This window comes from Latilactobacillus graminis DSM 20719 (assembly GCF_001436415.1).
In the GTDB taxonomy this organism is placed as follows: Bacteria; Bacillota; Bacilli; order Lactobacillales; family Lactobacillaceae; genus Latilactobacillus; species Latilactobacillus graminis.
Map to the genome: position 1 here is coordinate 56,141 of NZ_AYZB01000035.1, position 22,257 is coordinate 78,397.

At 40.9% G+C, this 22,257-nt stretch carries 24 protein-coding genes; 4 read left to right on the plus strand and 20 right to left on the minus strand.

Annotation, left to right across the window (positions count from 1 at the left end):
- Positions 1-66 precede the first annotated feature (66 nt).
- On the minus strand, positions 67-402 hold the full coding sequence (locus FC90_RS05325) for a metal-sulfur cluster assembly factor (protein WP_057908237.1): 336 nt from the start codon (positions 400-402) through the stop codon (positions 67-69).
- A gap of 148 nt (positions 403-550) precedes the next feature.
- On the opposite strand from FC90_RS05325, the gene FC90_RS05330 reads away from it, so the two are divergent.
- Positions 551-1,357 carry a Cof-type HAD-IIB family hydrolase gene (locus tag FC90_RS05330; protein ID WP_057908238.1) on the plus strand — a complete coding sequence of 269 codons (807 nt, stop codon included), beginning with the start codon at positions 551-553 and terminating at the stop codon, positions 1,355-1,357.
- Between the two features lie 83 nt (positions 1,358-1,440).
- On the opposite strand, the gene FC90_RS05335 is transcribed toward FC90_RS05330, so the two are convergent.
- Positions 1,441-1,653, minus strand: a complete 213-nt coding sequence (locus FC90_RS05335; RefSeq protein ID WP_319016963.1) for a 2-hydroxymuconate tautomerase — start codon at positions 1,651-1,653, stop codon at positions 1,441-1,443.
- A gap of 109 nt (positions 1,654-1,762) precedes the next feature.
- Between FC90_RS05335 and FC90_RS05340 the strand changes: the two genes are divergently transcribed.
- Positions 1,763-3,199: a C69 family dipeptidase gene (locus FC90_RS05340; protein ID WP_057908239.1), complete on the plus strand. Its 1,437-nt coding sequence runs from the start codon at positions 1,763-1,765 to the stop codon at positions 3,197-3,199.
- Between the two features lie 114 nt (positions 3,200-3,313).
- Here FC90_RS05340 and FC90_RS05345 read toward each other — a convergent pair whose 3' ends face one another.
- From FC90_RS05345 to aroE, 3 genes are all read right to left on the minus strand, one after another.
- Positions 3,314-3,913 carry a superoxide dismutase gene (locus tag FC90_RS05345; protein ID WP_057908240.1) on the minus strand — a complete coding sequence of 200 codons (600 nt, stop codon included), beginning with the start codon at positions 3,911-3,913 and terminating at the stop codon, positions 3,314-3,316.
- Positions 3,914-3,997: 84 nt separating this feature from the next.
- Positions 3,998-4,525, minus strand: coding sequence for a shikimate kinase (locus FC90_RS05350; protein WP_057908241.1), 528 nt, complete (start codon positions 4,523-4,525; stop codon positions 3,998-4,000).
- Positions 4,526-4,722: 197 nt separating this feature from the next.
- Positions 4,723-5,595 carry a shikimate dehydrogenase gene (gene aroE, locus FC90_RS05355; RefSeq protein ID WP_057908242.1) on the minus strand — a complete coding sequence of 291 codons (873 nt, stop codon included), beginning with the start codon at positions 5,593-5,595 and terminating at the stop codon, positions 4,723-4,725.
- Between the two features lie 196 nt (positions 5,596-5,791).
- Between aroE and aroD the strand changes: the two genes are divergently transcribed.
- A complete protein-coding gene (aroD, locus tag FC90_RS05360; protein ID WP_057908243.1) occupies positions 5,792-6,511 on the plus strand; it encodes a type I 3-dehydroquinate dehydratase in 720 nt (239 codons plus the stop codon).
- Between the two features lie 57 nt (positions 6,512-6,568).
- Here aroD and pepT read toward each other — a convergent pair whose 3' ends face one another.
- From pepT to rpsU, 15 genes are all read right to left on the minus strand, one after another.
- Positions 6,569-7,810, minus strand: coding sequence for a peptidase T (gene pepT / locus FC90_RS05365; RefSeq protein WP_057908244.1), 1,242 nt, complete (start codon positions 7,808-7,810; stop codon positions 6,569-6,571).
- A gap of 44 nt (positions 7,811-7,854) precedes the next feature.
- The gene (locus FC90_RS05370) at positions 7,855-8,988 is read right to left on the minus strand and encodes a Nif3-like dinuclear metal center hexameric protein (protein WP_057908245.1); all 1,134 of its coding nucleotides are present in this window, start codon (positions 8,986-8,988) and stop codon (positions 7,855-7,857) included.
- The gene (locus FC90_RS05375) at positions 8,976-9,683 is read right to left on the minus strand and encodes a tRNA (adenine(22)-N(1))-methyltransferase (RefSeq protein WP_057908246.1); all 708 of its coding nucleotides are present in this window, start codon (positions 9,681-9,683) and stop codon (positions 8,976-8,978) included. Before FC90_RS05375 ends, FC90_RS05370 begins: the two co-directional genes overlap by 13 nt.
- Before the next feature lie 172 nt (positions 9,684-9,855).
- Entirely contained in the window at positions 9,856-10,965 is a 1,110-nt protein-coding gene (gene rpoD, locus FC90_RS05380; RefSeq protein WP_057908247.1) for an RNA polymerase sigma factor RpoD, read from the minus strand.
- A 17-nt stretch (positions 10,966-10,982) separates the two neighbouring features.
- Entirely contained in the window at positions 10,983-12,851 is a 1,869-nt protein-coding gene (gene dnaG / locus FC90_RS05385) for a DNA primase (protein ID WP_057908248.1), read from the minus strand.
- A 154-nt stretch (positions 12,852-13,005) separates the two neighbouring features.
- The gene (locus FC90_RS05390) at positions 13,006-13,371 is read right to left on the minus strand and encodes a DUF488 domain-containing protein (protein WP_057908249.1); all 366 of its coding nucleotides are present in this window, start codon (positions 13,369-13,371) and stop codon (positions 13,006-13,008) included.
- A 23-nt stretch (positions 13,372-13,394) separates the two neighbouring features.
- The gene (gene glyS, locus FC90_RS05395) at positions 13,395-15,476 is read right to left on the minus strand and encodes a glycine--tRNA ligase subunit beta (protein ID WP_057908250.1); all 2,082 of its coding nucleotides are present in this window, start codon (positions 15,474-15,476) and stop codon (positions 13,395-13,397) included.
- Complete coding sequence (gene glyQ, locus FC90_RS05400; RefSeq protein ID WP_057908251.1) at positions 15,469-16,386, minus strand: glycine--tRNA ligase subunit alpha; 918 nt, start codon at positions 16,384-16,386, stop codon at positions 15,469-15,471. The genes glyS and glyQ overlap by 8 nt, the downstream gene beginning before the upstream one ends.
- Before the next feature lie 241 nt (positions 16,387-16,627).
- Entirely contained in the window at positions 16,628-17,446 is an 819-nt protein-coding gene (recO, locus tag FC90_RS05405) for a DNA repair protein RecO (RefSeq protein WP_057908252.1), read from the minus strand.
- A 9-nt stretch (positions 17,447-17,455) separates the two neighbouring features.
- A complete protein-coding gene (gene era / locus FC90_RS05410) occupies positions 17,456-18,358 on the minus strand; it encodes a GTPase Era (protein ID WP_057908253.1) in 903 nt (300 codons plus the stop codon).
- 12 nt (positions 18,359-18,370) lie between these two features.
- Positions 18,371-18,766 (minus strand): diacylglycerol kinase family protein, encoded by a 396-nt coding sequence (locus tag FC90_RS05415; RefSeq protein WP_057908254.1) that lies wholly within the window; start codon positions 18,764-18,766, stop codon positions 18,371-18,373.
- A complete protein-coding gene (ybeY, locus tag FC90_RS05420) occupies positions 18,744-19,220 on the minus strand; it encodes an rRNA maturation RNase YbeY (protein WP_057908255.1) in 477 nt (158 codons plus the stop codon). Before ybeY ends, FC90_RS05415 begins: the two co-directional genes overlap by 23 nt.
- 10 nt (positions 19,221-19,230) lie before the next feature.
- Positions 19,231-20,202, minus strand: coding sequence for a PhoH family protein (locus FC90_RS05425; protein WP_162258681.1), 972 nt, complete (start codon positions 20,200-20,202; stop codon positions 19,231-19,233).
- A gap of 203 nt (positions 20,203-20,405) precedes the next feature.
- Complete coding sequence (locus FC90_RS05430) at positions 20,406-20,849, minus strand: GatB/YqeY domain-containing protein (protein ID WP_057908256.1); 444 nt, start codon at positions 20,847-20,849, stop codon at positions 20,406-20,408.
- A gap of 25 nt (positions 20,850-20,874) precedes the next feature.
- On the minus strand, positions 20,875-21,051 hold the full coding sequence (gene rpsU / locus FC90_RS05435; protein ID WP_004270806.1) for a 30S ribosomal protein S21: 177 nt from the start codon (positions 21,049-21,051) through the stop codon (positions 20,875-20,877).
- Positions 21,052-21,260: 209 nt separating this feature from the next.
- Here rpsU and FC90_RS05440 point away from each other — a divergent pair, with 209 nt between their 5' ends.
- A complete protein-coding gene (locus tag FC90_RS05440) occupies positions 21,261-22,103 on the plus strand; it encodes a pyruvate, water dikinase regulatory protein (protein ID WP_057908257.1) in 843 nt (280 codons plus the stop codon).
- Positions 22,104-22,257: the final 154 nt, after the last annotated feature.

A 22,257-nucleotide genomic window follows, 5' to 3' on the forward strand; every position in this document is an offset into this window, starting at 1 on the left:
TAGATTAAGTTTCACTTAAATGCTTAGAAAAACCTTCTCGCCAATTGGTATGAGAAGGTTAGCCGTTTAACGAATTCCTAAAGCAATACGTGCATAACGAGACATTTTACTAGTATCCCAAGCCGGGTACCAGACTAGGTTCACCTTCACTGCATTGACTTCTGGAACCTTCCCCATTGCTTGATGGATTGAATCTGTTAAAACGTCAGTTAGTGGGCAGCCCATCGTGGTAAGTGTCATGTCAATCGTACATAAGCCGTTTTCATCGAGGTTTAAACCGTAAACTAAGCCGAGATTAACAATATCAATCCCCAGTTCAGGATCAATCACGCTCTCCAGTCCGGCTAAAATGCGTTCTTTTAAATCTTCAATTACTGCGTCATCTTGCGGTTGGTCTACCATATACACTGCCCCCTGGTCGTTTTGATAATTCTATTATACTGGTTCAACCAAACAGTTACAACTGGCACTCATTGACAATTAGACATGCAACCCCTAGAATAAAAAAATATCGTGTTGACGCAACATGATTTTAAAAGGAGGTGTCGCTATGCATCAAAAATTAATCGCACTGGATTTAGATGGAACTACCCTCAATCCGGATGCGCAAATTACTCTTAAAACCCAACGAACGTTAACCGAGTTACAAAACGCTGGTCATATTGTTAGCATCGTGACCGGGCGCCCCAATCGCTTAAGTGAGTCGATCTATCAACAATTAAGACTGACATCCCCAATGGTCAATTTTAACGGCGCACTGATGCATATTCCTGGTCAAACCTGGGCCGGTGAATATCAATACACAATTAATAAAGCCATTGTTTTTCAGCTCTTTCAATTAAAAGAACGCTTCAAAATTCAGATGATTGCAGCGGAAGGTAAAACAATGTTTCTCGCTGACCAAGCTTATGCTAATTCTTTATCTTTTTTTCCGACTACTTTAAAATCTGATGAAATCTTAACCCAGGCGTCGCTGAAACAAGAGCCGGCTGCTGTGACGGTTTTTGTCGAACGTGCTGATCAAAATGCTCTTCGCGCTGAAATACTGCGTGAGTTCCCTGATGTTTCCGTTAATACTTGGGGCGGTCCAGCTAGTGTTTTAGAAATTGTCCATCGCGGTATTCATAAAACAACTGGGCTCGCCAAATTAGCGGCACATTACGATATTGATCAATCTGACATCATTGCGTTTGGTGATGAAAGCAATGATTTAGAAATGTTGGCGTACGCTGGCACTGGCGTTGCGATGCAAAATGCAATTGCACCGATCAAAGCGATTGCAGACGACATCACACCACTGACCAATGCTCAGGATGGCGTCGCCAATTACCTGCGCCAATATTTTAAAATGGATTAATCAAAAAGCGATTCGACTAAACGTGTCGAATCGCTTTTTCGTTGGATTAAATGTGCTTTTTGATTGTAGCAGGCGAACACACGCTATTTTTCGTCGCTTTTTAGAACGCCGCCTACTGAGTAGCGGTCTGGTTGCATTTCGTTTAAGACAACGTGCACGTGTTCTGCAGGTGCGCCTGTATTTTTGGTGATTGCTTCTGTAACGTCTGCACAGAGTTGTTTTAATTGTGCTTGGCTACGGCCAGCAATTAAATCGATGTGTACTAATGGCATGTGGTGGGCCTCCTTTAATTGAATACTTATATTATGCCTGTTTTAAAGCAATTGAGCAACGGTAATTACTGTGTTTTTAATTAAAAAAAGGTATAATAATAGCTAATATTAATTTATATATGGAGGCATTATAATGAGCGATCCCCTTTACCGTCAATTGACGGCCTGTACCAGCGTTTTAGTTGGTAAAAAAGCCACAGCGGACGGTTCAACTTTAATTGCACGCAACGAAGATAGCCAAGCAGCTTGGCCTAAACATTTAACCATCCATCCCCATCAAAAATTATCGACTGCGCCCCACTTTGTCTCAAAAGACACGGGTTTTACGATCGATTTACCACTTGAAGCCGCTAAATACACAGCCACGCCTGAATGGACTGATGAATATGGCATATTCGAAGAAGATGGCATTAACGAATACGGTGTCGCCATGAGTGCCACCGAAAGTGCATACAGCAATAGCCGCGTTCTAGGTTTTGATCCTTATATCGAAAATGGGATTGCTGAAGAAGCGATGGTGACAGTTGTGTTACCTTACGTGAAAACTGCACGTGAAGGTGTTGCACGACTTGGTGCCATCGTTAGCAAATATGGAACAACTGAAAGTAATGGGATTCTCTTTTCGGACACTGATGAAGTTTGGTACTTAGAAATTGGGAGTGGTCATCACTGGGTCGCGCAACGAATTCCTGATGACAGTTATGCTGTCGTGGCCAACCAACTGGCCATTCAAGAAGTTCAATTTGATCAACCTGATTGGTTCATGACTTCCGCCGGGATTCAAGACTTTGCCCGTGATAATCACTTATGGCAAGCTGACACCCCGTTTAACTTCCGCAACATCTTTGGGACACAAGATCAAAGCGATCTCGTCTACAACACACCGCGCGTTTGGTACGGACAAAAAATATTGACGCCTTCGGTTAAACAACAACCCCAAGACTTTAACCTGCCCTTCTTACGCCAAGCGGATGCGCCCATTCAAGTTGAAGATATCGCACAGATTCTAGGCTCACACTATGAAGGAACCGTCTATGATCCAATTGGTCATGGGACACCAGAAGAAAAACATGCTTTCCGACCAATTAGTTTAGCAAAAACGCAAGAATCGCATATTCTACAAATGCGACCCAACTTACCAGTTGATGTTAGTGGCATTCATTGGTTATCAATGGGGGTCACGGCGCAAAGTGTCTACGTCCCATTTTATGCGGGGGCCGACGATGTCCCAGTTAATTACCAAAAAGGGACAAAGGATTACTCAAAAGATTCCATCTACTGGACGTATAAATTGGCTGGGATCTTAGTGGATGCCCATTATGCTAAATTTGCCAAAGACTTAGAGCAAACCCAAAAGCACATCAACAGCTTAATGGTCCAAAACATTGTTACAACTGATCAAGCAATTGCAGCTGAGACTGATACGCACCAACGGACAATGTTGATGACCAAGGGGTCTGCTAAAGCCGCCCAACTTGCTCAACACGAAATGGAACGCCTCAGCGCAAAACTCATTACGGATAGTGCAAACCTTTCACCACTTAACTTTACCACGGATCATAATTTATAAAGTCACCGTGCTTATAAAACAGGTCCCCGACAAAAAATTACTTTTGTCGGGGACCTGTTTTATTCAATTTAAAAATAATAACCACCAAGTGGGAACACCAAGAACCATTACGCTTTAAAGTAACTCTGCCACAACTGGCCAATTAATAATTTTCCAAAAATTTTCAATATAATCAATACGATTATTTTGGTATTTCAAATAATAAGCGTGTTCCCAAACGTCCAGACCAATCAATGGACGATTGCGACTCATCAATGGCGAGTCTTGATTTGAGGTAGTCATAATTTGTAGTTCATCGTTTTGATTGATGACTAACCAAGCCCATCCTGAACCAAATATGCTTAGAGCGGCTTCAGTAAATTCTGTTTGGAATGTGTTGAATTGTCCAAACCGCAATTCAATGCGCGCGAGTAACTCACCCGTTGGTGCTTCAGGAGCCTTTGACGTTAAGATTCGCCAGAAAAAGCTATGATTTGCGTGACCACCGCCGTTATTTCGAATTGGCGTTTGCAGGTTTTCTGGTAAATCATCGAGATGAATTAATAAGTCGTGAAGTGACTTACCGGCTAAATCAGGATGATCCGTTAGGGCTGCATTTAATTTAGTAACGTAAGCCTTATGATGTTTATCATGATGCAGGTGCAGCGTTTCAGAATCAATATACGGCTCAAGTGCTACATAATCATAGGGTAATACTGGTAATTTAAAAGTCATTATTCACCCTCCTTATCTTATCTATATCATAAGGGGTAGTGAATTTAAAAAGCGAATAATCTGCTTTGAAAATAAAAAAACTGGCTAATTTTTATTGGCCAGTTTTTTTTGAATTCGTGGTAATTGCACATCAATTTCCGCTAACATCATGTTCGGTGTCTTATGTTGAAAAAAAATAGTGTAATTCGCAAGTCGATAATATTTGGGGCGTCGTTCATAATATAGCTCGCGCAAGCCATCGTGTCCGAGTTGATTCACCAGTGGGCGTCGATCATTACGAGAAACGCGGCGCCAGTGGGCTTCATAACTCCCATTTAGGAAAAAAATCGGGATATGACTCTGTTTAATTAAATAACGTGTCTGAGCATCGTCCACCACACCACCGCCGGTTGCAATCACCCCGTCGTTTTGAATTAATACTTGTAAAGCTTCAAATTCCATTTGTCGAAATGCAGCCTGCCCTTTTTCAGCAAAGATCTCATTAATGGTCATTTGTTGTTCCTGCATGATATAACGGTCTAAATCAACCCAGTCGCAATGAAAATGATGTGCAATTTTGCGGGCAATGGTCGTTTTACCAGACCCCATAAACCCGATTAAAATCAGTTGCATCTAGTTAATCAACCCCTATGGTTCTATTTCAAATATATCTGCCGTTTTACAACTATTCTGCATTATACTTCAGTTAAATAGTTTTTTTAAAGTTAGTTATATTGTAAAGTATCTACGGGTTGGTTTCCAGTTATTTTTAAAATTAGCTAGCGATACTTACTTAATTAATGGTAGTTGGTATTGTTAAAAACAACGTTTCAATCTGGACACTCAATACTGGTTAAAGTCTGATAGATAGGCTCAGTCTGAAGTACCTGCCCTGTCCAGAATTCAAAACTTAAGGCAGCTTGTTCAATTAACATCCCTAAGCCATTTTGCGTTATGTGCCCACTTTGGTTAGCTAGTTGTAAAAATGCCGTTTGGTCAGGCGCATAAATTAAATCGACAACTAAACAAGTCGTTGGTGTTTGCTGAATAAATCGCTTTGCGATTGGTAACCCAGGCGACGCTGCCATACCAAGGCTCGTCGCATTAATTAAGCAGTCAGCGCGTGCCAGTTTTTTTGAAAGCAACTCTAAATCTACGTAAGGCTGCAACGTGATTGTGATCTGATGTTGGGTTGCTAGTTGCCTTAAACGGTGGGCAACAGTTGGATAAGTTGGATTTTGACGTTTAAAGACATGTACTTGTTGGACACCATAGCGTGCAGCAGCCTCAATTACTGCTAACGCAGCCCCACCAGCACCTAAAACGACGATTTCTTGCCATATCTGTTTTGGATGAGCTTTTTGCAGAGCACGCCAAAAACCATCCCCATCGGTATTAGTCCCGATCAGTTGACCGGAATGTAAAATGACCGTATTAATGGCCCCAGATAAGTGAGCAGTTGGTGTTAATTGGTCCATGAATGGTAAGAGTGCTTGTTTGTAAGGCGTCGAAAGATTAACGCCGGCAACATTTAACGCCCGCAGTGCTTGTGCAACTTCTTGAGCTGGTGCTTGACTATCAAAAGCTAGGTAGCGTGCATCAATCTGATGTTGTTTAAAGCCCAAATTATGAATTGTTGGTGATAAGCTATGGTGTACTGGATGCGCAACTAAGCCGTAAAGAGCGGTATGACCTGATATCATGATATTTTCCTCTAAAGCTATCATACCCGAATAACGACTAGTTTAAAATGATTGGTGTAAAAATTACTAATTTAATTTAGCATCTTTATACGTTTCTCACAATAATAGTAGGTTGCGTTTGTCTATTTTTTCTCTTAAAATAAATAATATTAGTTTAAAAATATTAATCAATTTTGATTAGAAAGCGAGTTTTTTTATGTCTTTCCAATTTGGCACTGGCCAGACCCAAACGGCCGTTTCCTTAATGCCGCATAACCTAGACGATTGTGTGCGTGAAATGGCACTCGTTGAGCAAAAACAAGCTGCGATTGATATTTTGGAATGGCGTTTAGATTATTGGCAAACACCAGCGACTTTATTAACCGCTGCTCACCAAATTGTCGCCGCCCCGCAACCGGTTATTTTAACGCTTAGAACCACGCATGATGGCGGCCTTGCTGATCCAGCCGTTTATTTAGACCGCTATACGCCATTATTATCGGCACAAATCGGCGACGTAGTTGATATCGAGTGGTCTTTACCTGAGGCAGTTAGAAAAGCCGTCAGTGCGCTTGCACGTGCGAATGGCTATCAGGTGTTACTAAGCCATCATGATTTAAAGAAAACACCTGATAATCTAACACTTCAAAAACAACTTGCAGCAATGCATGCGACGCACCCAGATATATTAAAACTGGCAACTACCGCTCAAAGTAATGATGACACTACTCGGTTAATGGCGCTTACCCAGTCTTTTACACACAATCATACAACCCCACTGATCACGATGGCGATGTCTGAATTTGGCTTAGCCTCTCGCATTTTTGGTGGTCAATTCGGTTCAGCCGTGAGTTTTGGTTACCTTGAACACCCCAGTGCATCCGGCCAATTACCAATTGAACAACTCAAAGGCTTGTTGACAATGCATCAAAATTAAACACACGTAAAAAAAGCCCCGTACAAATTGTATTTGTACGGGGCTTTTCAATTTATATTAGTTTCGTTCAACGTTTAAATCATTCATCTTGAGCATTGTATCAACGGCCTTTTCCATTGTTTCGATTGAAACAAATTCGTAGCGTCCGTGCATGTTTTCAGCACCAGCAAAGATGTTAGGGGTTGGAATCCCCATGAATGAGATCTTCGAACCATCTGTCCCACCACGGACTGGTTCGATTAATGGTTTAATATCAACGGCTTCCATTGCGTCTTTGGCAAGATCAACAACGTCCATGTGGTCTTTTAAGATTTCTGCCATGTTGTAGTATTGATCTTTGATGGTTGCGACAACGCGGCCTTTACCATATTTAGCATTCATTTGATCAGCGACTTTAGCAGCAAATGCCTTTCGTTCTTCTAAACCATCACGTTCGAAGTCCCGGATGATGTAAGCCATGTGTGCTTCATCAACTGTCCCTTCAAGACTTAATAAGTGATAGAACCCTTGACGACCGTCTGTCTTTTCAGGTACTTCGTCGCTTGGTAAAGCGTTTTGGAAGTCAACAGCCACCTGGAGTGCATTAATCATGATATCTTTAGCTTCACTAGGATGCACATTCTTACCTTGAATATCGACTTTCATTGCAGCAGCGTTGAATGTTTCATATTCAAGTTGACCGATTGGACCGCCATCCATTGTGTAAGCAAAATCAGTTGCGAAATCCTTGGCATCAAAGTGATCAGCACCAGTCCCGATTTCTTCATCAGGACCAAATCCAATCTTGATATCGCCATGTTTGATTTCAGGATGTTGAACTAAGAAATCCATGGCCGTCATAATTTCTGCCACCCCAGACTTATCATCTGACCCTAATAATGTTGAACCATCAGTGGTAATCAAAGTTTGGCCTTTATAATTTTTCATATTTGGGAATTCTTGAGGATCTAATACGAATTTACCCGCTTCATCTAATTTAATAATTGATTTGCCATCGTAGTTTTCGACGATTTGTGGCTTGACACCTTTGGCATTGAAGTCGGCAGTATCAACGTGTGATAAAAAGCCCATAGTTGGCACTTTTTTATCAATATTACTTGGTAATAGCGCTGTTACATAGCCATTACTTTCGTTGTATTTCACGTCACTTAATCCGATTTCCTTCAAGTCGTCCATCAATTTGTGTAAAAATACAACTTGCGTTTGGGTTGATGGGCTCGTTGTTGCGTTTTCGTCAGAACGGGTTTCCGTTGTGACATATTCTAGAAAACGAGGAATCAATTTTTCATATTTAGCCATGGTGTAGCCTCCTAGATATTATTTAACCTTAATTCTATTCTAACTTACTTCGCATTAAAAATAAATGTAAACGGATCAGTTTTTTGCTGCGATTTAATAAATGTAGCCGACCAGCCACGCTGTTTAGCCCACTTTTCAAAAACTTGTGTCATCTTATCCTTCACGATGCTTTCGACATGATGACCAGGATCAATTACCGACAAGCCAGCTGCTAGCATATCATGACCGGTATGATAATAAACATCACCAGTAATATAGACATCTGCACCAGCTTGTACGGCGGCTGGGAAGAATTTACCCCCATCGCCACCGACAACGGCGACTGTCTGGACCATTTTATCTGGGTCATTTGAAATTAAGCGCAGACCTGTTAAATCAAATGTTTCGCAGACAAATTGTGCATAGTCCCGGACTGTCATTGATTGAGCGACTTGACCGATGCGTCCGATACCAATCGGTTGTTGTTGATTAGCTAATGGAATCACAGCATAAACAGGTTCTTCATAAGGATGGGCCGCAAGCATCGCTTGGATAACTTGGGCTTGCATAACCGCTGGCAACATAACTTCAATTTTGACTTCGGTGACGGCTTCTAATTTACCTGCTTGGCCACTATAAGGATTTGCCGCTTCAGTCGGTTGAAAACGGCCAGTTCCGGTCGTACTAAAACTGCAGGCTTGATAATCGCCAATATGCCCAGCGCCTGCTTGGTTCAATGCTATCCGCATTTGTTCAGCATGTGACTCAGGGACAAAGACCACTAATTTTATCAATGGTTGGTAGTCCGTGATGTTAAACGGTTGCACATCGTTTAGCTGTAAAGCTTCGGCTAACCAATCATTCATACCGCCGTTAGTCTTATCCAAATTCGTATGGGCGGCATACACCGTGATGTCATGCGTCAATAAATCAGCGTACATCTGGTTTTGCGGATCACTAAGATCGAGATTTTGCGCTGGGCGAAACATCACTGGATGATGTGCAAAAATGAAGTCGACATTCTGTTCAATCGCTTCTTGAACGGTTTCTGGTCGGACATCAAGGGTCACCAACACGCGTTCAACGCTTTTATCTCGACGGCCGATCTGAAAACCGGTGGGGTCATTGCCTTCTTTTAATGCCAATGGTGCATAGTCTTCAATCGCAGCAATTAGGTCACTCGCGACTAATTTTCCCATGTCTTCATCTCCTCGATTAATGCAATTTCATGTTCAACTGCTTTGACTTTATCGATGGGTACGACTTGTGCATTTTGTAATTGTTGCAATAAATGACGGCGTTTTTTCAACATTGTCCCCCATTTCAATTGAAAGTCATTAGGTTGCGTTTGGCGTAGAACGGGTCCAAACACATGATCACTTTCACTTAATGGTGCCACCGACGCTCCTGGTTCACCGACAATCACTTCATAGATATGTCCGTCTTCAGCGACAATTGCTTCATCAACGATTGCATAGTCATGTTCATTCAACCACACACGGACAGTACTTTCCATGATATTTGGTTGTAACACGAGTCGTTCATGGCCGTTTAGATGATCAAGACCGCGAGTTAGAATTTCAGTGATCAATAAACCACCCATCCCTGCAATCACAATGCAATCGACGTGGTCTTTTGTAGGATCTAACACCTCGACCCCATCGCCTAAGCGGACTTGAATCTGTTGGTCCAAGTGCCATTGATTAACGTGAGTCTGTGTTGACTCAAACGGACCGGCAACCACTTCACCAGCAATGGCGCCTTTTAATCGGTTCTGTTCGGTCAACCAGATAGGCAAATAAGCATGATCTGAACCGATATCGGCAATGATACTATCTTGTGGGACAAACTGCGCAACCGCAGCTAAACGCTTCGATAAATGAATTGGTGACAAACATAAAACTCCATTCTAGATACTTTGATTATTACTGTTAGTATACCAAATTCTAAGTGTTCTTCGTAGCATTAAAACAACTGGCCGTTAATCAGATAATATTTTAGTTTACATAAGATAAATTATTTGAAGTTGAATTAAAAAAAACAGCCAATGGGCTGCTTTTTGCTGACTATTCTAAAAAGTCTTTTAATTGTTTTGAACGTGATGGGTGGCGGAGTTTCCGCAATGCTTTCGCTTCGATTTGACGAATCCGTTCACGCGTAACACCAAAGACCTTGCCGACTTCTTCTAACGTCCGTGTCCGACCATCATCAAGGCCGAAACGTAACCGTAAGACGTTTTCTTCCCGGTCGGTTAAGGTGTCTAGAACACTTTCTAATTGTTCTTTTAACAATTCATAAGAAGCATGTTCTTCAGGACTAGTTGCATCTTGGTCTTCGATAAAGTCGCCTAAGTGTGAGTCGTCCTCTTCACCAATTGGCGTTTCAAGCGAAACAGGTTCTTGAGCAATTTTCAAAATCTCGCGTACTTTGTCAGTGTTCATGTCCATCTCTGCCCCAATTTCTTCAGGCGTTGGTTCGCGACCTAGATCTTGGAGTAATTGACGTTGAATCCGGATTAACTTGTTGATTGTTTCTACCATATGAACCGGAATCCGAATCGTCCGGGCTTGATCAGCAATTGCACGCGTAATTGCTTGGCGAATCCACCAAGTGGCATATGTTGAAAATTTAAACCCTTTACGGTGATCAAATTTTTCAACAGCTTTCATTAAGCCCATATTACCCTCTTGGATTAAATCCAAAAATTGCATCCCACGACCAACGTAACGTTTAGCAATTGAAACCACCAATCGTAAGTTAGCCTCGGCAAGACGTTGTTTAGCTTCTTGATCACCTTGTTCAATTTTTAAAGCTAAATCAACTTCTTGTTGGGCATTCAAAAGCGCAACTCGCCCGATTTCCTTTAAGTACATCCGGACTGGATCGTTAATCTTAATCCCAGTCGGTGCCGTCATATCTTTTAATTCTTTAGCAGAAACTTTTTCCTTCTTAAGGGTGGCAACACTAGGATTACCATCTTTATCAACAATCCCAATCCCTTGATCTTCCACTTTTTGCATTAAGTCGTTAATTTCATCAGCTTTTAGTGCAAATGGTTTTACGATTTTTGCAACCAGTTCATCATTGGTGATTTCTTTTTTTGGTTTATACGCCTTAATCAAGGCCTTCACCGCAGTATCAAATTTCTTTGTATCAGCTTTTTTATTATCAGCCATTCAGAAACCTCCTAATATCAATTTCCTAATTTCTTTTGCGAAACAAGTCGGATGACCTCCAGGGTTAAGCGCGTTTCTTCGCTTGTATTCCCCAGTTTGGTCGCCTCTTTTAAGGCAATTTTCGCTTCTCTTAATTGTTCTTCAAGGTTATTTTGGGCAATCACAACCAAGCAATCATTCAGTGCCGCTTGGCTTGCTTCTGCAGGTAAATCGAGGGCATCGATCTGAACAACTAGCGCTTGTAGGTCATCGGGAATATAACCCATGAAATCAGCTAGCGTTGTTTTCCCTTCAGCTAGAAACGCCCGCCATAACTCATAAATCAGTTGGTAAGGGGTATGCACAAAACTAAATTCAGCATTATTTTCAAGCTGTAAACGCATATCGTCATCATTCATTAGCATGTGTAGTACCTCTTGTTCAGCATGTTCTACACGTGTTAAACGTTGTTGTTGCCGAGTCGCAGTTATTTGGAAATTACCACGAATGCGCGGTGGTCCATTCGGCTCGTCAGGAATCGGTGGTCGATCATAAGTATGGTGACTTGTAGTTAACGGTTGTTGTGTCGCGTGCTTAACGCGAACTGTTAGTAACTGTCGCTTCAAAGTATCCAAGGTAATGCCACTATCTGCTGCGATTTGTTTAAGATAAATTTCGATTTCTAAAGGAGATTCAAGCGATGCAACTACAGCTAATGCCTGTTGTACGTAATCAAGTTGATCTTTTTCATTATCTAAATTTAATCTTTGTTTGAGATATCGCAGTTCAAATGCCACCGGGGTCTCAGCCCCATTTTCAAGAGTCGTTTTTAATTGTTCTGGCCCATATTGCCGGATATATTCATCCGGATCGGCTTCGCTCGGTAAAACCACAACACTTAATTCGAGTGCTGTATTTTGACGTAATAGACTGATCGCGCGCTTCATGGCTTCAATTCCAGGCCGATCACCATCATAGCAGATAATTAGTTCCTGTGCTTGTTGGCTCAAAAGGCCTAATTGTTCGGTTGTCAAACTTGTTCCCATGGAGGCCACGCCATTTTGGATACCAGCAGAATAAGCCGCGATGACATCCATAAATCCTTCAAACAGGTAAACCTTACGTGCTTGATGGATCGTGGCTTTTGCCAAATCGTAGTTGAACAATACTTTTCGTTTATTAAAAATGATAGTTTCAGGGCTGTTCAAATATTTCGGTTGATTTGGTTGTTTCGTTAAAATCCGCCCAGAAAATGCAATTACTTCCCCTTGTGGGTTGCGAATTGGAAACATAATGCGCCCGGAAAATCGATCGTGTAACTTTCCAGTCTGAGTCTCGATAAATAACCCGGATTGACGTAGGGTTTGATATGGCACTTCCTTACTTTGAAAAAAAGCTAACATTAAATCAGCTTGATCGGGTAAATAGCCAATCCTAAACGTTTCAATCAGTTGATCTGTTAATCCCCGTTCATGCAAGTAATCGAGTGCCAGTTGCCCTGCTTCGGTACTCATTAAAATATGCGTAAAAAGTTCAGTAGCCTCGCGGTAAAGTTGTTTAAACTGTGTTACTTCACTGGATTCTTGCATGTTTTGCGCCGGTCGATAGGTTTCTGCTAGGTTGTACCCGACAAAATCAGCGACTTTAATAATTGCTTCTGGGAAATTAATCTGTTCTAGTTCCATTAAAAATTTAAAGACATTTCCCCCCCGTCCGCAAGAAAAACAATGGAAAATCTGTTTTTCTTCGCTAACGGAAAATGAAGGGGTCTTCTCATCGTGAAATGGGCAAATACCAAACAAATTATTACCACTTTTTTTGAGCTGAACATACTGACCAACAACATCAACAATGTTAGTCTGGCCCCGAATATCATCAATCACATCGTTCGGAATCTTTCCCGCCATTGGTCTCACCTCACGCTTCATTTCAAATTGTAATAAAGACTGTAAAAGCCGCACCTCACAAAGAAATGCGACTTTCAAGGATTATCAGCACAAAAATACACTATATATCATAGCACCATTTAAGTATAGTTGCAAATAAATATAGCAAACTAGCTTATTGATTGTCAAGGTTCTTTTTTAAAAGGGCCATTAACACTGCGACGTGATTGTAATGAGGGTCTTTTGCGGCATATACCAGGGTAACATTTGTGACTGCAAGCTGTTGATCAACTAAGTATTCAAATTCTGGCCAAGCAGGATTGTCAGCAATTTCAGCTAGATATTTTTCTTTAAAAGTCGAAAACTTCGCTGGATCATGGTCAAACCACTTACGTAATGCAGTAGTTGGAGCAATCATTTTAGCCCAATTTTCAATTGCGCCCCGTTCTTTAGTAATACCACGTGGCCAAATACGATCGACTAAAATTCGATAGCCGTCTGACGCAGTAACGGCTTCATAGGCCCGTTTCATTTGTAACATGATACGAACTCCTTTTGAATGATTTATTTAACAATTAATTCGTTTAAATCGCCTAGACTATTAGCGATTTGTGCAATCATCAAGAGCTGATTCAAATGATTTTGGCGAATCACTGGATTTTCAGCCATCACCATTGTCGCATCAAAATAAGTTTCAATTAGCGGCCGGAGGGTTTGCAATGCCGCATAATTATCAGCCAATGTGTTTGTGGTTGTTGCCTGACGTAAGTCTTCAACGACTGAGTACAGGGCTTTTTCAGCATCATTTTCGAATAATGTCGGATCAACGGTTAACTCAGATACTGTCAAGTCGACTTTTACTGCTAATCGTAAGACTCGTGTCACAGCTTCGATTGTTGCTTTAAAGTCTGTATCAGCTTGATGTGCTGACAGAACTTTTGCGGCTGCGAACATAATTATTGGATCTTGACTTTGGTTTTTCAAAACAGTCTCCACGATATCCCGACGAATTTTAGGCCGTATCCCATTGAAGCGTTGACGAACCCGATCGATTAAGAAGTCACTAATGGCAGTTGCATTAACGGTCCAATCTAGCTTGAAATTAGGTTGCTGCTTAACAATTTCACTCATTGCAGCAAGATAGTTGTCAATTGGGAAATGCCAAGCTTGGTCCTCAAGAATCCGGATAATTCCGTACGCTTGACGCCGTAATGCATAAGGATCATTTGATCCACTTGGGATCATGTCAACAGCGAAGAAATCAGCTATGCTATCGAATTTATCGGCAATTGCTAAGACGGCGCCGATTTTAGTTGTTGGTAAGGCACCTTCAGCACTAATTGGGAGGTAGTGTTCACGAATAGCAGTTGCAACAGCCGGATTTTCTCCTTGTAATAAAGCATATTTTTCGCCCATAACACCCTGCAACTCAGCAAATTCGCCGACCATTCCGGTTACTAGGTCAAATTTATAGATATCACTTGCACGTTGCAGTTGAGCTAATTCTGTTGTCGACAAGCCAAATTTTTGCCCCAGAAATTGTGCAATTAAACCGACACGGTTCATTTTTTCAGCAAGGCTACCAATTTTGTCATGGAATGAAACATCTTTTAATTTAGCGACGTTTTGTTCAATCGATACTTTTTGATCTTCATGGTAGAAGAAATCAGCATCTTCTAAACGAGCAGTCAGGACTTTTTCATTGCCGGCGATAACATTGGCCATAAAGTCCGTACTCCCGTTACGAACACCGATAAAGATCGGCAATAAATCACCTGTTTGACTTCTGGCATAAAAATAACGTTGGTTATCCTTCATTGACGTAATGAGGACTTCTTCGGGAATTTCAAGGTATTTAGCATCAAATTGACCGTAAAAAGCAGTTGGCCATTCAACTAAATTCGTTACTTCCTCCAATAAATTCGGATCTAAATCAACTTGCCAATTATTTTTAGTTGCCATTGTCTCAATTTGGTTTTGTATTAAGGCCTGTCGTTTGGCTTCATCGGCAATCACAAATTGATCTTTAAGTGCCGCTTCATAGTCAGTTGCCTTAGCAAGAGTGACTGCTTGTCCTAAGAATCGATGGCCTGCTGATATCCGACCAGTTGTCACATTCAGAATACTAAAATCAATCACTGTGTCATCTAATAAAGCAACTATCCAGTGAATCGGTCGAATGTATTCAAAATCATAATCTGCCCAGTGCATTCGAGTCGGGAATGTCATAGCCATTATGACCTGTTTCAGTTCAGGTAAAATCGTTTCAACAGGTTGGCCAATAATTGATTTTTTGACATAGACATATTCAACGCCTTTTAATTCCTTAAACGTGATATCGTCAGTTGTTAAGCCCTGACCGCGAACAAAGCCTTGTGCAGCTTTGCTCCAATTACCGTCAGCGTCGAGTGCAATTTTTTTAGCAGGACCTTTTGCTTCTGTATGAATATCAGCCTGTTTGTCAGCCAAATCTTCAATTAATAAAGCTAACCGCCGCGGTGTGGCATATGTTTTGATTGGGCCGAATGTCAGGTGCTGTGCTTCCAAAAATTCACGTACCCGTTTTTCCAATTGTTGGATACTTGGCATGACAACATGGGCAGGTATTTCTTCCAAGCCAATTTCTAATAAAAATGGTTTAGTCATGGTTAACAACCTCCGATTTTGTTTCTTGAGCATGTTTCAATAATGGGAAGCCCCGTTTTTCTCGTTCAGCGACAAAGGCTTGTGCAATCGAATGTGCGAGCCGGCGAATCCGTGACAAGTAGCCAGCCCGTTCGGTTACCGAAACGGCCCCATGGGCATCCAAGAGATTGAATGTGTGGCTACATTTTAAAACGTAATCATATGCAGGATGCACTAAACCTAAATCAATTAAGCGTTTCGCCTCTGTTTCGTATTCATCAAAGAATTGTAGGAGCATGGTTTGATTACTGTCTTCAAAAGCATATTTGGAATGCTCATATTCCGGTTCTTTGAAAATATCACCATATAAAACACCATTCCCCCATTCAAGATCAAAAACGTTATCAACATCTTGAATATATGAAGCTAAGCGTTCTACACCGTATGTGATTTCACTAGTGACCGGTTTACATGGTAGTCCACCAACTTGTTGGAAGTAAGTAAATTGTGTGACTTCCATACCATCTAACCAAACCTCCCAACCAACACCGGCGCACCCCATTGACGGATTCTCCCAGTTATCTTCTACAAACCGAATATCATGTTCCAAAGGATCAATCCCCAAAGCACGTAAACTATCTAGGTAGAACTCCTGAATATTTAACGGGGCCGGTTTCATGACCACTTGAAATTGATGATGTTGAAATAGGCGGTTGGGGTTTTCACCATAGCGTCCATCAGCAGGCCGGCGGGAAGGTTCTACGTAGGCCGCATTCCAAGGCTCTGGTCCGATTGCGCGTAAGAACGTATAAGGGCTCATTGTGCCGGCGCCCTTTTCTGTATCGTAAGATTCCATTAACATACAGCCCTTATCAGACCAAAAACGCTGTAAGGTTAAAATCATTTCTTGAATATTCAATTTTTTAACCATTTTTATTCCTCTTTTCCGTATTTTACGCATAAAAAAAGCCTATGTGACAGTTAAGTCACATAGGGACGATTACTCGCGGTTCCACCCTACTTCAGCTCAAAGAGTGAGCTGCTGCTTCATTGGTATGACTCCGAAATGCCAATCCGCTTAACCTTTGTTCTAGTTCTCACCCACCTAGAATCACTGTTTTGACTGTGTTAAGGGACCCTTTTCTTCAACGTCTATTAAGTTAATTACTATTCTAGTCATCTTTTGGTGTGTTGTCAATTTCTGACGACATCTTTTTTAAAGGTGGCAGTTGACTATCAAACTGATACATTTTATCGATAAATTGTTTACTCTTAAGTGATAATCCCACCGTATCTTGATAAATCCGATCAATCATCGTTTTAAGTTCCATCTGCGTCGCTGACTTAACGTTAACCGACTGAATCTTAAACAAATCGATAACCGAAAAGAGCCGTAAATAATAGAGCGCTCGTTGACTGGCATGAAATCGATTGTGATCCAGATGCCAGTGTTGCTGACACAATAGACCGCCATAGCTTTCTGAAAAGTCAAACGGTAAATCTGAACGGCCACAAACAGTACAAACTTGCAATTGCGGCTGCACTCCGAAGATCTGCAACATCTGAACTTCAATGATATGTGTAATCATCGCAGCATCAAAGCCCTCATCAATCAACACCATAGCTTGCTCAATTTTTTGATACCAACTACCAAGTGGTTCACTATCAGGAAAGCCAACATCAACTAGGCTAAAAATATAGGTTGCATAGGCGTTTAGAAATAAATCGTTGCTAATCGTTTGAAACTGACTCGCTGATTTAACATTATTTAAAAAAGATAACCCATCACTGCGGACATCGCCCCCGTATTCAGCTCGGGTAAATGGTAAAATCGCTGCGCTTAAACGAAATTTGGGCCTGTTCGCCCCCCGTAAATAGAACATCTTCTTGCCAAAACGGTCAGTTAAAATTTTGACCAACATGTCTTTTTCTTTGTAATTCTTTCGGTACATCACTAGGCCACTAAAATCTGCAAATCGATGTTCCACCATCTAAAATCCCTACAATCTCTTCTTGTTGTATCCAAACTCGCGCAGATATTGGTTACTATCGCGCCAATTTTTTTGAATTTTAACCCAAAGTTTTAAGTTAATTTTTTCACCTAATAATGCTTCAATTTCACGCCGCGCGCGAATGCCAATCTCTTTGATAACCGAACCTTTTTGACCAATAATAATGCGTTTTTGGCCATCACGTTCCACAATGATGTTTGCTTCAATTTGTAATTTATCATTAACCCGGTCTTTCATCCGTTCCACAACAACGGCCACTGAGTGTGGCACCTCTTCATGGGTTAATTCGAGAATCTTTTCCCGAATTAATTCGCCCACGACAAAATATTCAGGATGATCGGTTAACTGATCTTCAGGATAATATTGCGGACCTTCAGGTAATGTTTGTTCTAGCTCTTGCAACATTTCAGGGACGTTATTGCCCTCCAATGCCGAAATCGGATAAACTGCTTTAAAATCTAATTCATGGCGATATTGTTCAATAACTGACAATAAATTATCAGGATGAATTGCATCAATTTTGTTAACAACTAAATAAACAGGCTTTTTAACATTTTTAAGTTGATCCATGATGTACTGATCTCCAGGCCCTTTTTTATCAATCCCACTAATCATAAATAAAATGGCATCAACTTCATTAAAAGTTGAAAGGGCTGCTTGATCCATATATTCATCTAATTCATTATGTGGCTTGTGAATTCCTGGCGTATCAACGAATACAATTTGTGCATTGTCGTCAGTATAGATTCCTTGAATTTTATTACGTGTGGTTTGTGCTTTTGATGACATAATGGCGATTTTTTCGCCAATCATGCGATTCATAAAAGTTGATTTACCGACGTTAGGTCGACCAACAATCGCGACAAAACCTGAACGATACGTTTCTGACATAATAGTCCCCTTTTAATTAAATATAGCATGTCCAAAGACAATAATCCCAATTAATAGTGCCAAAATAGCACTGATTAATACACTAGCCGCGCTGATGTCTTTAATTTGCTTGGCAAGTGGATGAAACTGATGATCGACCAATAAATCAACCAAATATTCAATCACTGTATTCCAAAACTCAGCCATTAGAACAATGAAAATGGCTAAAATAATTGCCAACCACTCTAAATAAGTTAGCTGATAATAAATACCTAAACCGACCACGATTAATGCTAACCAAATATCCCGGCGCAAGTTGGCTTCGGTTTTGAAAGCCGCAAATAAGCCCGCTATTGCATGGCGTAACGACTGCCAAAAGTATTTATTCTTACTTGTTTGCGGTTTTTTACCGTTGTAATCCAAATTCATCGAGGATCTTCTCCTGTAATGGAATCATTTGGGCTTCGTCTTCACTTTGAATATGATCATAGCCATTCAGATGTAAGAAACCATGGACCATTGTGTAGCCTAGTTCACGTTCAAATGAATGCCCGTAAGTTTTAGCCTGTTCAGCCGCTTTTTCTAATGAAACGAATAAATCACCGATATTTTTAGGAATATCAAAAAGTTCCTCAAAATTAGCTGGTAACCCTTCTTCTTCAGGATCTTCTTCAATCGCAAAACTAATAACATCTGTTGCACGATCTGTATCACGATATTCCTTGTTAATCTGTCGAATACGCGCATTAGTCATAAAGGTGACTGACATCTCTGTATCCTCCGGTAAATCTAATTGCTGCCCAGCATATTCTAAAATATCGGTCACGAGCTTGATGTTGGCTACTGCTACCGCTTTGGTTTCATCAATAATTTGGATATCCATTCGCGTGTTCCTACTTTCTCATTGTTTCAATCGCCGCATAGGCGTTAATAATTTTGGCAACTACTGGATGGCGCACCACATCTTCTGCACTAAATTTCACGAATGCGATTTTGGGAATATCGTGTAAAATTTGTTCTGCTTGCACCAAACCACTCATCGTTTTCTGCGGCAAATCAATCTGGCTAATATCTCCGTTGACAATCATCTTCGAATTAAAACCTAACCGTGTTAAAAACATTTTCATTTGGGCTGGCGTTGTATTCTGGGCTTCATCTAAAATAACAAAAGCTTCTTCCAGTGTCCGCCCACGCATATAAGCAAGGGGGGCAATTTCAATTACCCCGCGTTCTAATAAGCGTTCGGTATGTTCTTTACCTAAAACCGCGTACAATGCATCATAAATTGGCCGTAAGTATGGATCAACCTTCTCTTTTAAATCACCCGGTAAAAAGCCTAAGCTCTCACCGGCTTCGACGGCTGGACGCGTTAAGATAATCCGCTCCACTAAGCCGTGTTTCAAAGCGGCTACTGCCATTACAACTGCCAAGAACGTTTTGCCAGTTCCGGCCGGTCCAATGCCAAACGTCACGTCATTTTGACGAATTGCATTTGTATATTGACGTTGACCAAACGTCTTCACGCGAATATTCTGTCCCTTACGGTCCTTGATTAACGGTTCCGTGTAGAGTGCCTGAAAGCCAGCAATTGTGCCTTTTTGAGCCATCTTAGTTGCACTAGTGACATCACTATGATTGATCTTAATCCCGTGTTGCAATAATGCCGTTAAATTCTCTAAAACTAACATGGCTTGATTAACAGCTACTTGTTCACCACGAACCGTAATCTGCTCGTCAAACGCAATTAATTCGACAGATAAGCTTTCCTCAATAATCTTTAAAAAAGTATCCTGTGCGCCCATTAAGGCAGCCGCTAAGTTTGGTGTTGTTAATTTAAATAATTGCTCATCTGTTGTAGCCAACAAAGATAACCCCCTCTAGCGAGGTTAAAAGTAATGCTTTAAACCCCAATATGTCTCAATCAAAATGAAAACTATTCTCATTCTATCACAACCAACAAGGGTTTTAAAAGTAGTCAACCACGCGATGGCTAAATTTTGTTGTAATTCAAATTAATTTGTAAAAATCATAAAAAAATAGGACTTCCAATTGGAAATCCTATCTAAAATTAGCTCAATTTTGATTTAACGACTTGATTGACCATAGCGCCATCAGCTCGTCCTTTGACCTTAGGCATTACATATTGCATCACTTTGCCAAAGTCAGCTTTACTTGTTGCACCAGTAGCTTGGATTGCTTCATCAACAATGGCGACCACTGCTGCTTCATCTAGCTGCTCTGGTAAATAAGCTTGTACGATTTCAATTTCGGCCTTTGTTTGTTCAGCGAGATCTGCACGATCGCCCTTTTCAAACTCAACTAATGAATCCTTACGTTGCTTAAGTTGTGATGATAGTACACTTAGTTCTTCGTCAGAAGATAAGTCTTGCCCCGCACTAATTTTGGCGTTAGTTAAAGCGGTCTTTAAACTCCGAATAACAGCTAATCGCAACTTATCTTTGGCCTTCATCGCCGTTTTTAAATCAGAACTTAGTTGTTCAAGTAAACTCATTCAATCATTCCCTTTTTCTAAGAAATTAGAACTTCTTACGTTTTCTTGCAGCTTCTGATTTTAACTTACGTTTTACACTTGGTTTCTCGTAAAATTCACGTTTACGATATTCTTGTATTGTACCAGCTTTTGATACGGAACGCTTGAAGCGACGAAGAGCATCATCTAGAGATTCGTTACTGCGAACGACTGTCTTGCCCATATGATATCCCTCCCCTCGCGTGCTAAGTATAACCGTTGACGTCTGTTAAATAATTAACGTGACGTGAACTGTTCTTTACTACTATAGCGAATGTTGAAAATACGGTCAATAACCCACAGCTAATTAATTGAATATTTTTTTAAATCACATGATTTTTTTCTTAAATATGATATGATAGCGCTATAAAAACTCAATAAAGGAGCACTCTTATGTCAGAATCTAAACCATTAACCGTTTTCGTCCTCTCTGATTCAGTTGGTCAAACTGCTTTACAATTGGCACAAGCCGCCCTCGCACAATTTCCAGATGTCAAACCCGACCTCGTCCGGTTTCCTTTTGTGCATACGCCGGAAAAATTAATGAACGTTTTAGCTCAGGCCACTCCAGCCGAAACTGTCGTTGTCCATACTTTAGCGACAATAGATCTCGCTGAAATTGCGGAAACCTATTGTCGGACTAGAAAAATTGCCTGTTTCGATATGATGTCACCGGTAACTAAACTAATTAGCGAAAAAACCGGGCGTACCCCCACTGGTGAAGCTGGTGCGCTGCATCACTTAAATGAACGTTATTTTGATCGGATTTCCGCTATGGAATTCGCAGTGATGTATGATGACGGTAAAGACCCCCAAGGTTTTTTAGAAGCCGACATTGTGTTACTCGGCGTTTCAAGAACGTCTAAAACACCGCTATCGCTTTTTTTAGCGAATCGGAATATTAAGGTTGCCAATCTGCCGATTGTGCCGCAAGCACACATTCCAGACGAAATATGGCGCGTAGACCCTAAGAAAATTATTGGTTTAATGAATACGCCAGAGGTCTTAAATAATATCCGGCGAGAACGTATGATTGCGTATGGCCTGAATCCAGACACTACTTATTCCGATATGGACGAAATCAAAGCCGAATTGGCTTTTGCGCAAGACCTTTATGATAAGATTGGTTGCCAAGTCATTAATGTGGCCAATCGTTCGATTGAGGAAACAGCGACCATCATTCTCGAACAGATGGGACTCGATTTTGCAGACAGTGCTAATGATCACGTCAATTAAAAATGCAAATGAATAAACTGAAAGCCCATAGATTGGACCAATATCCAATCTATGGGCTTTTAATCTGTCACTTAAAAAATAAATCTGAACCATTTTGCCGAACAATTCAATGCTTGCGGGCTTTGAACAAAAATATAACGCTAATTTAAATCAG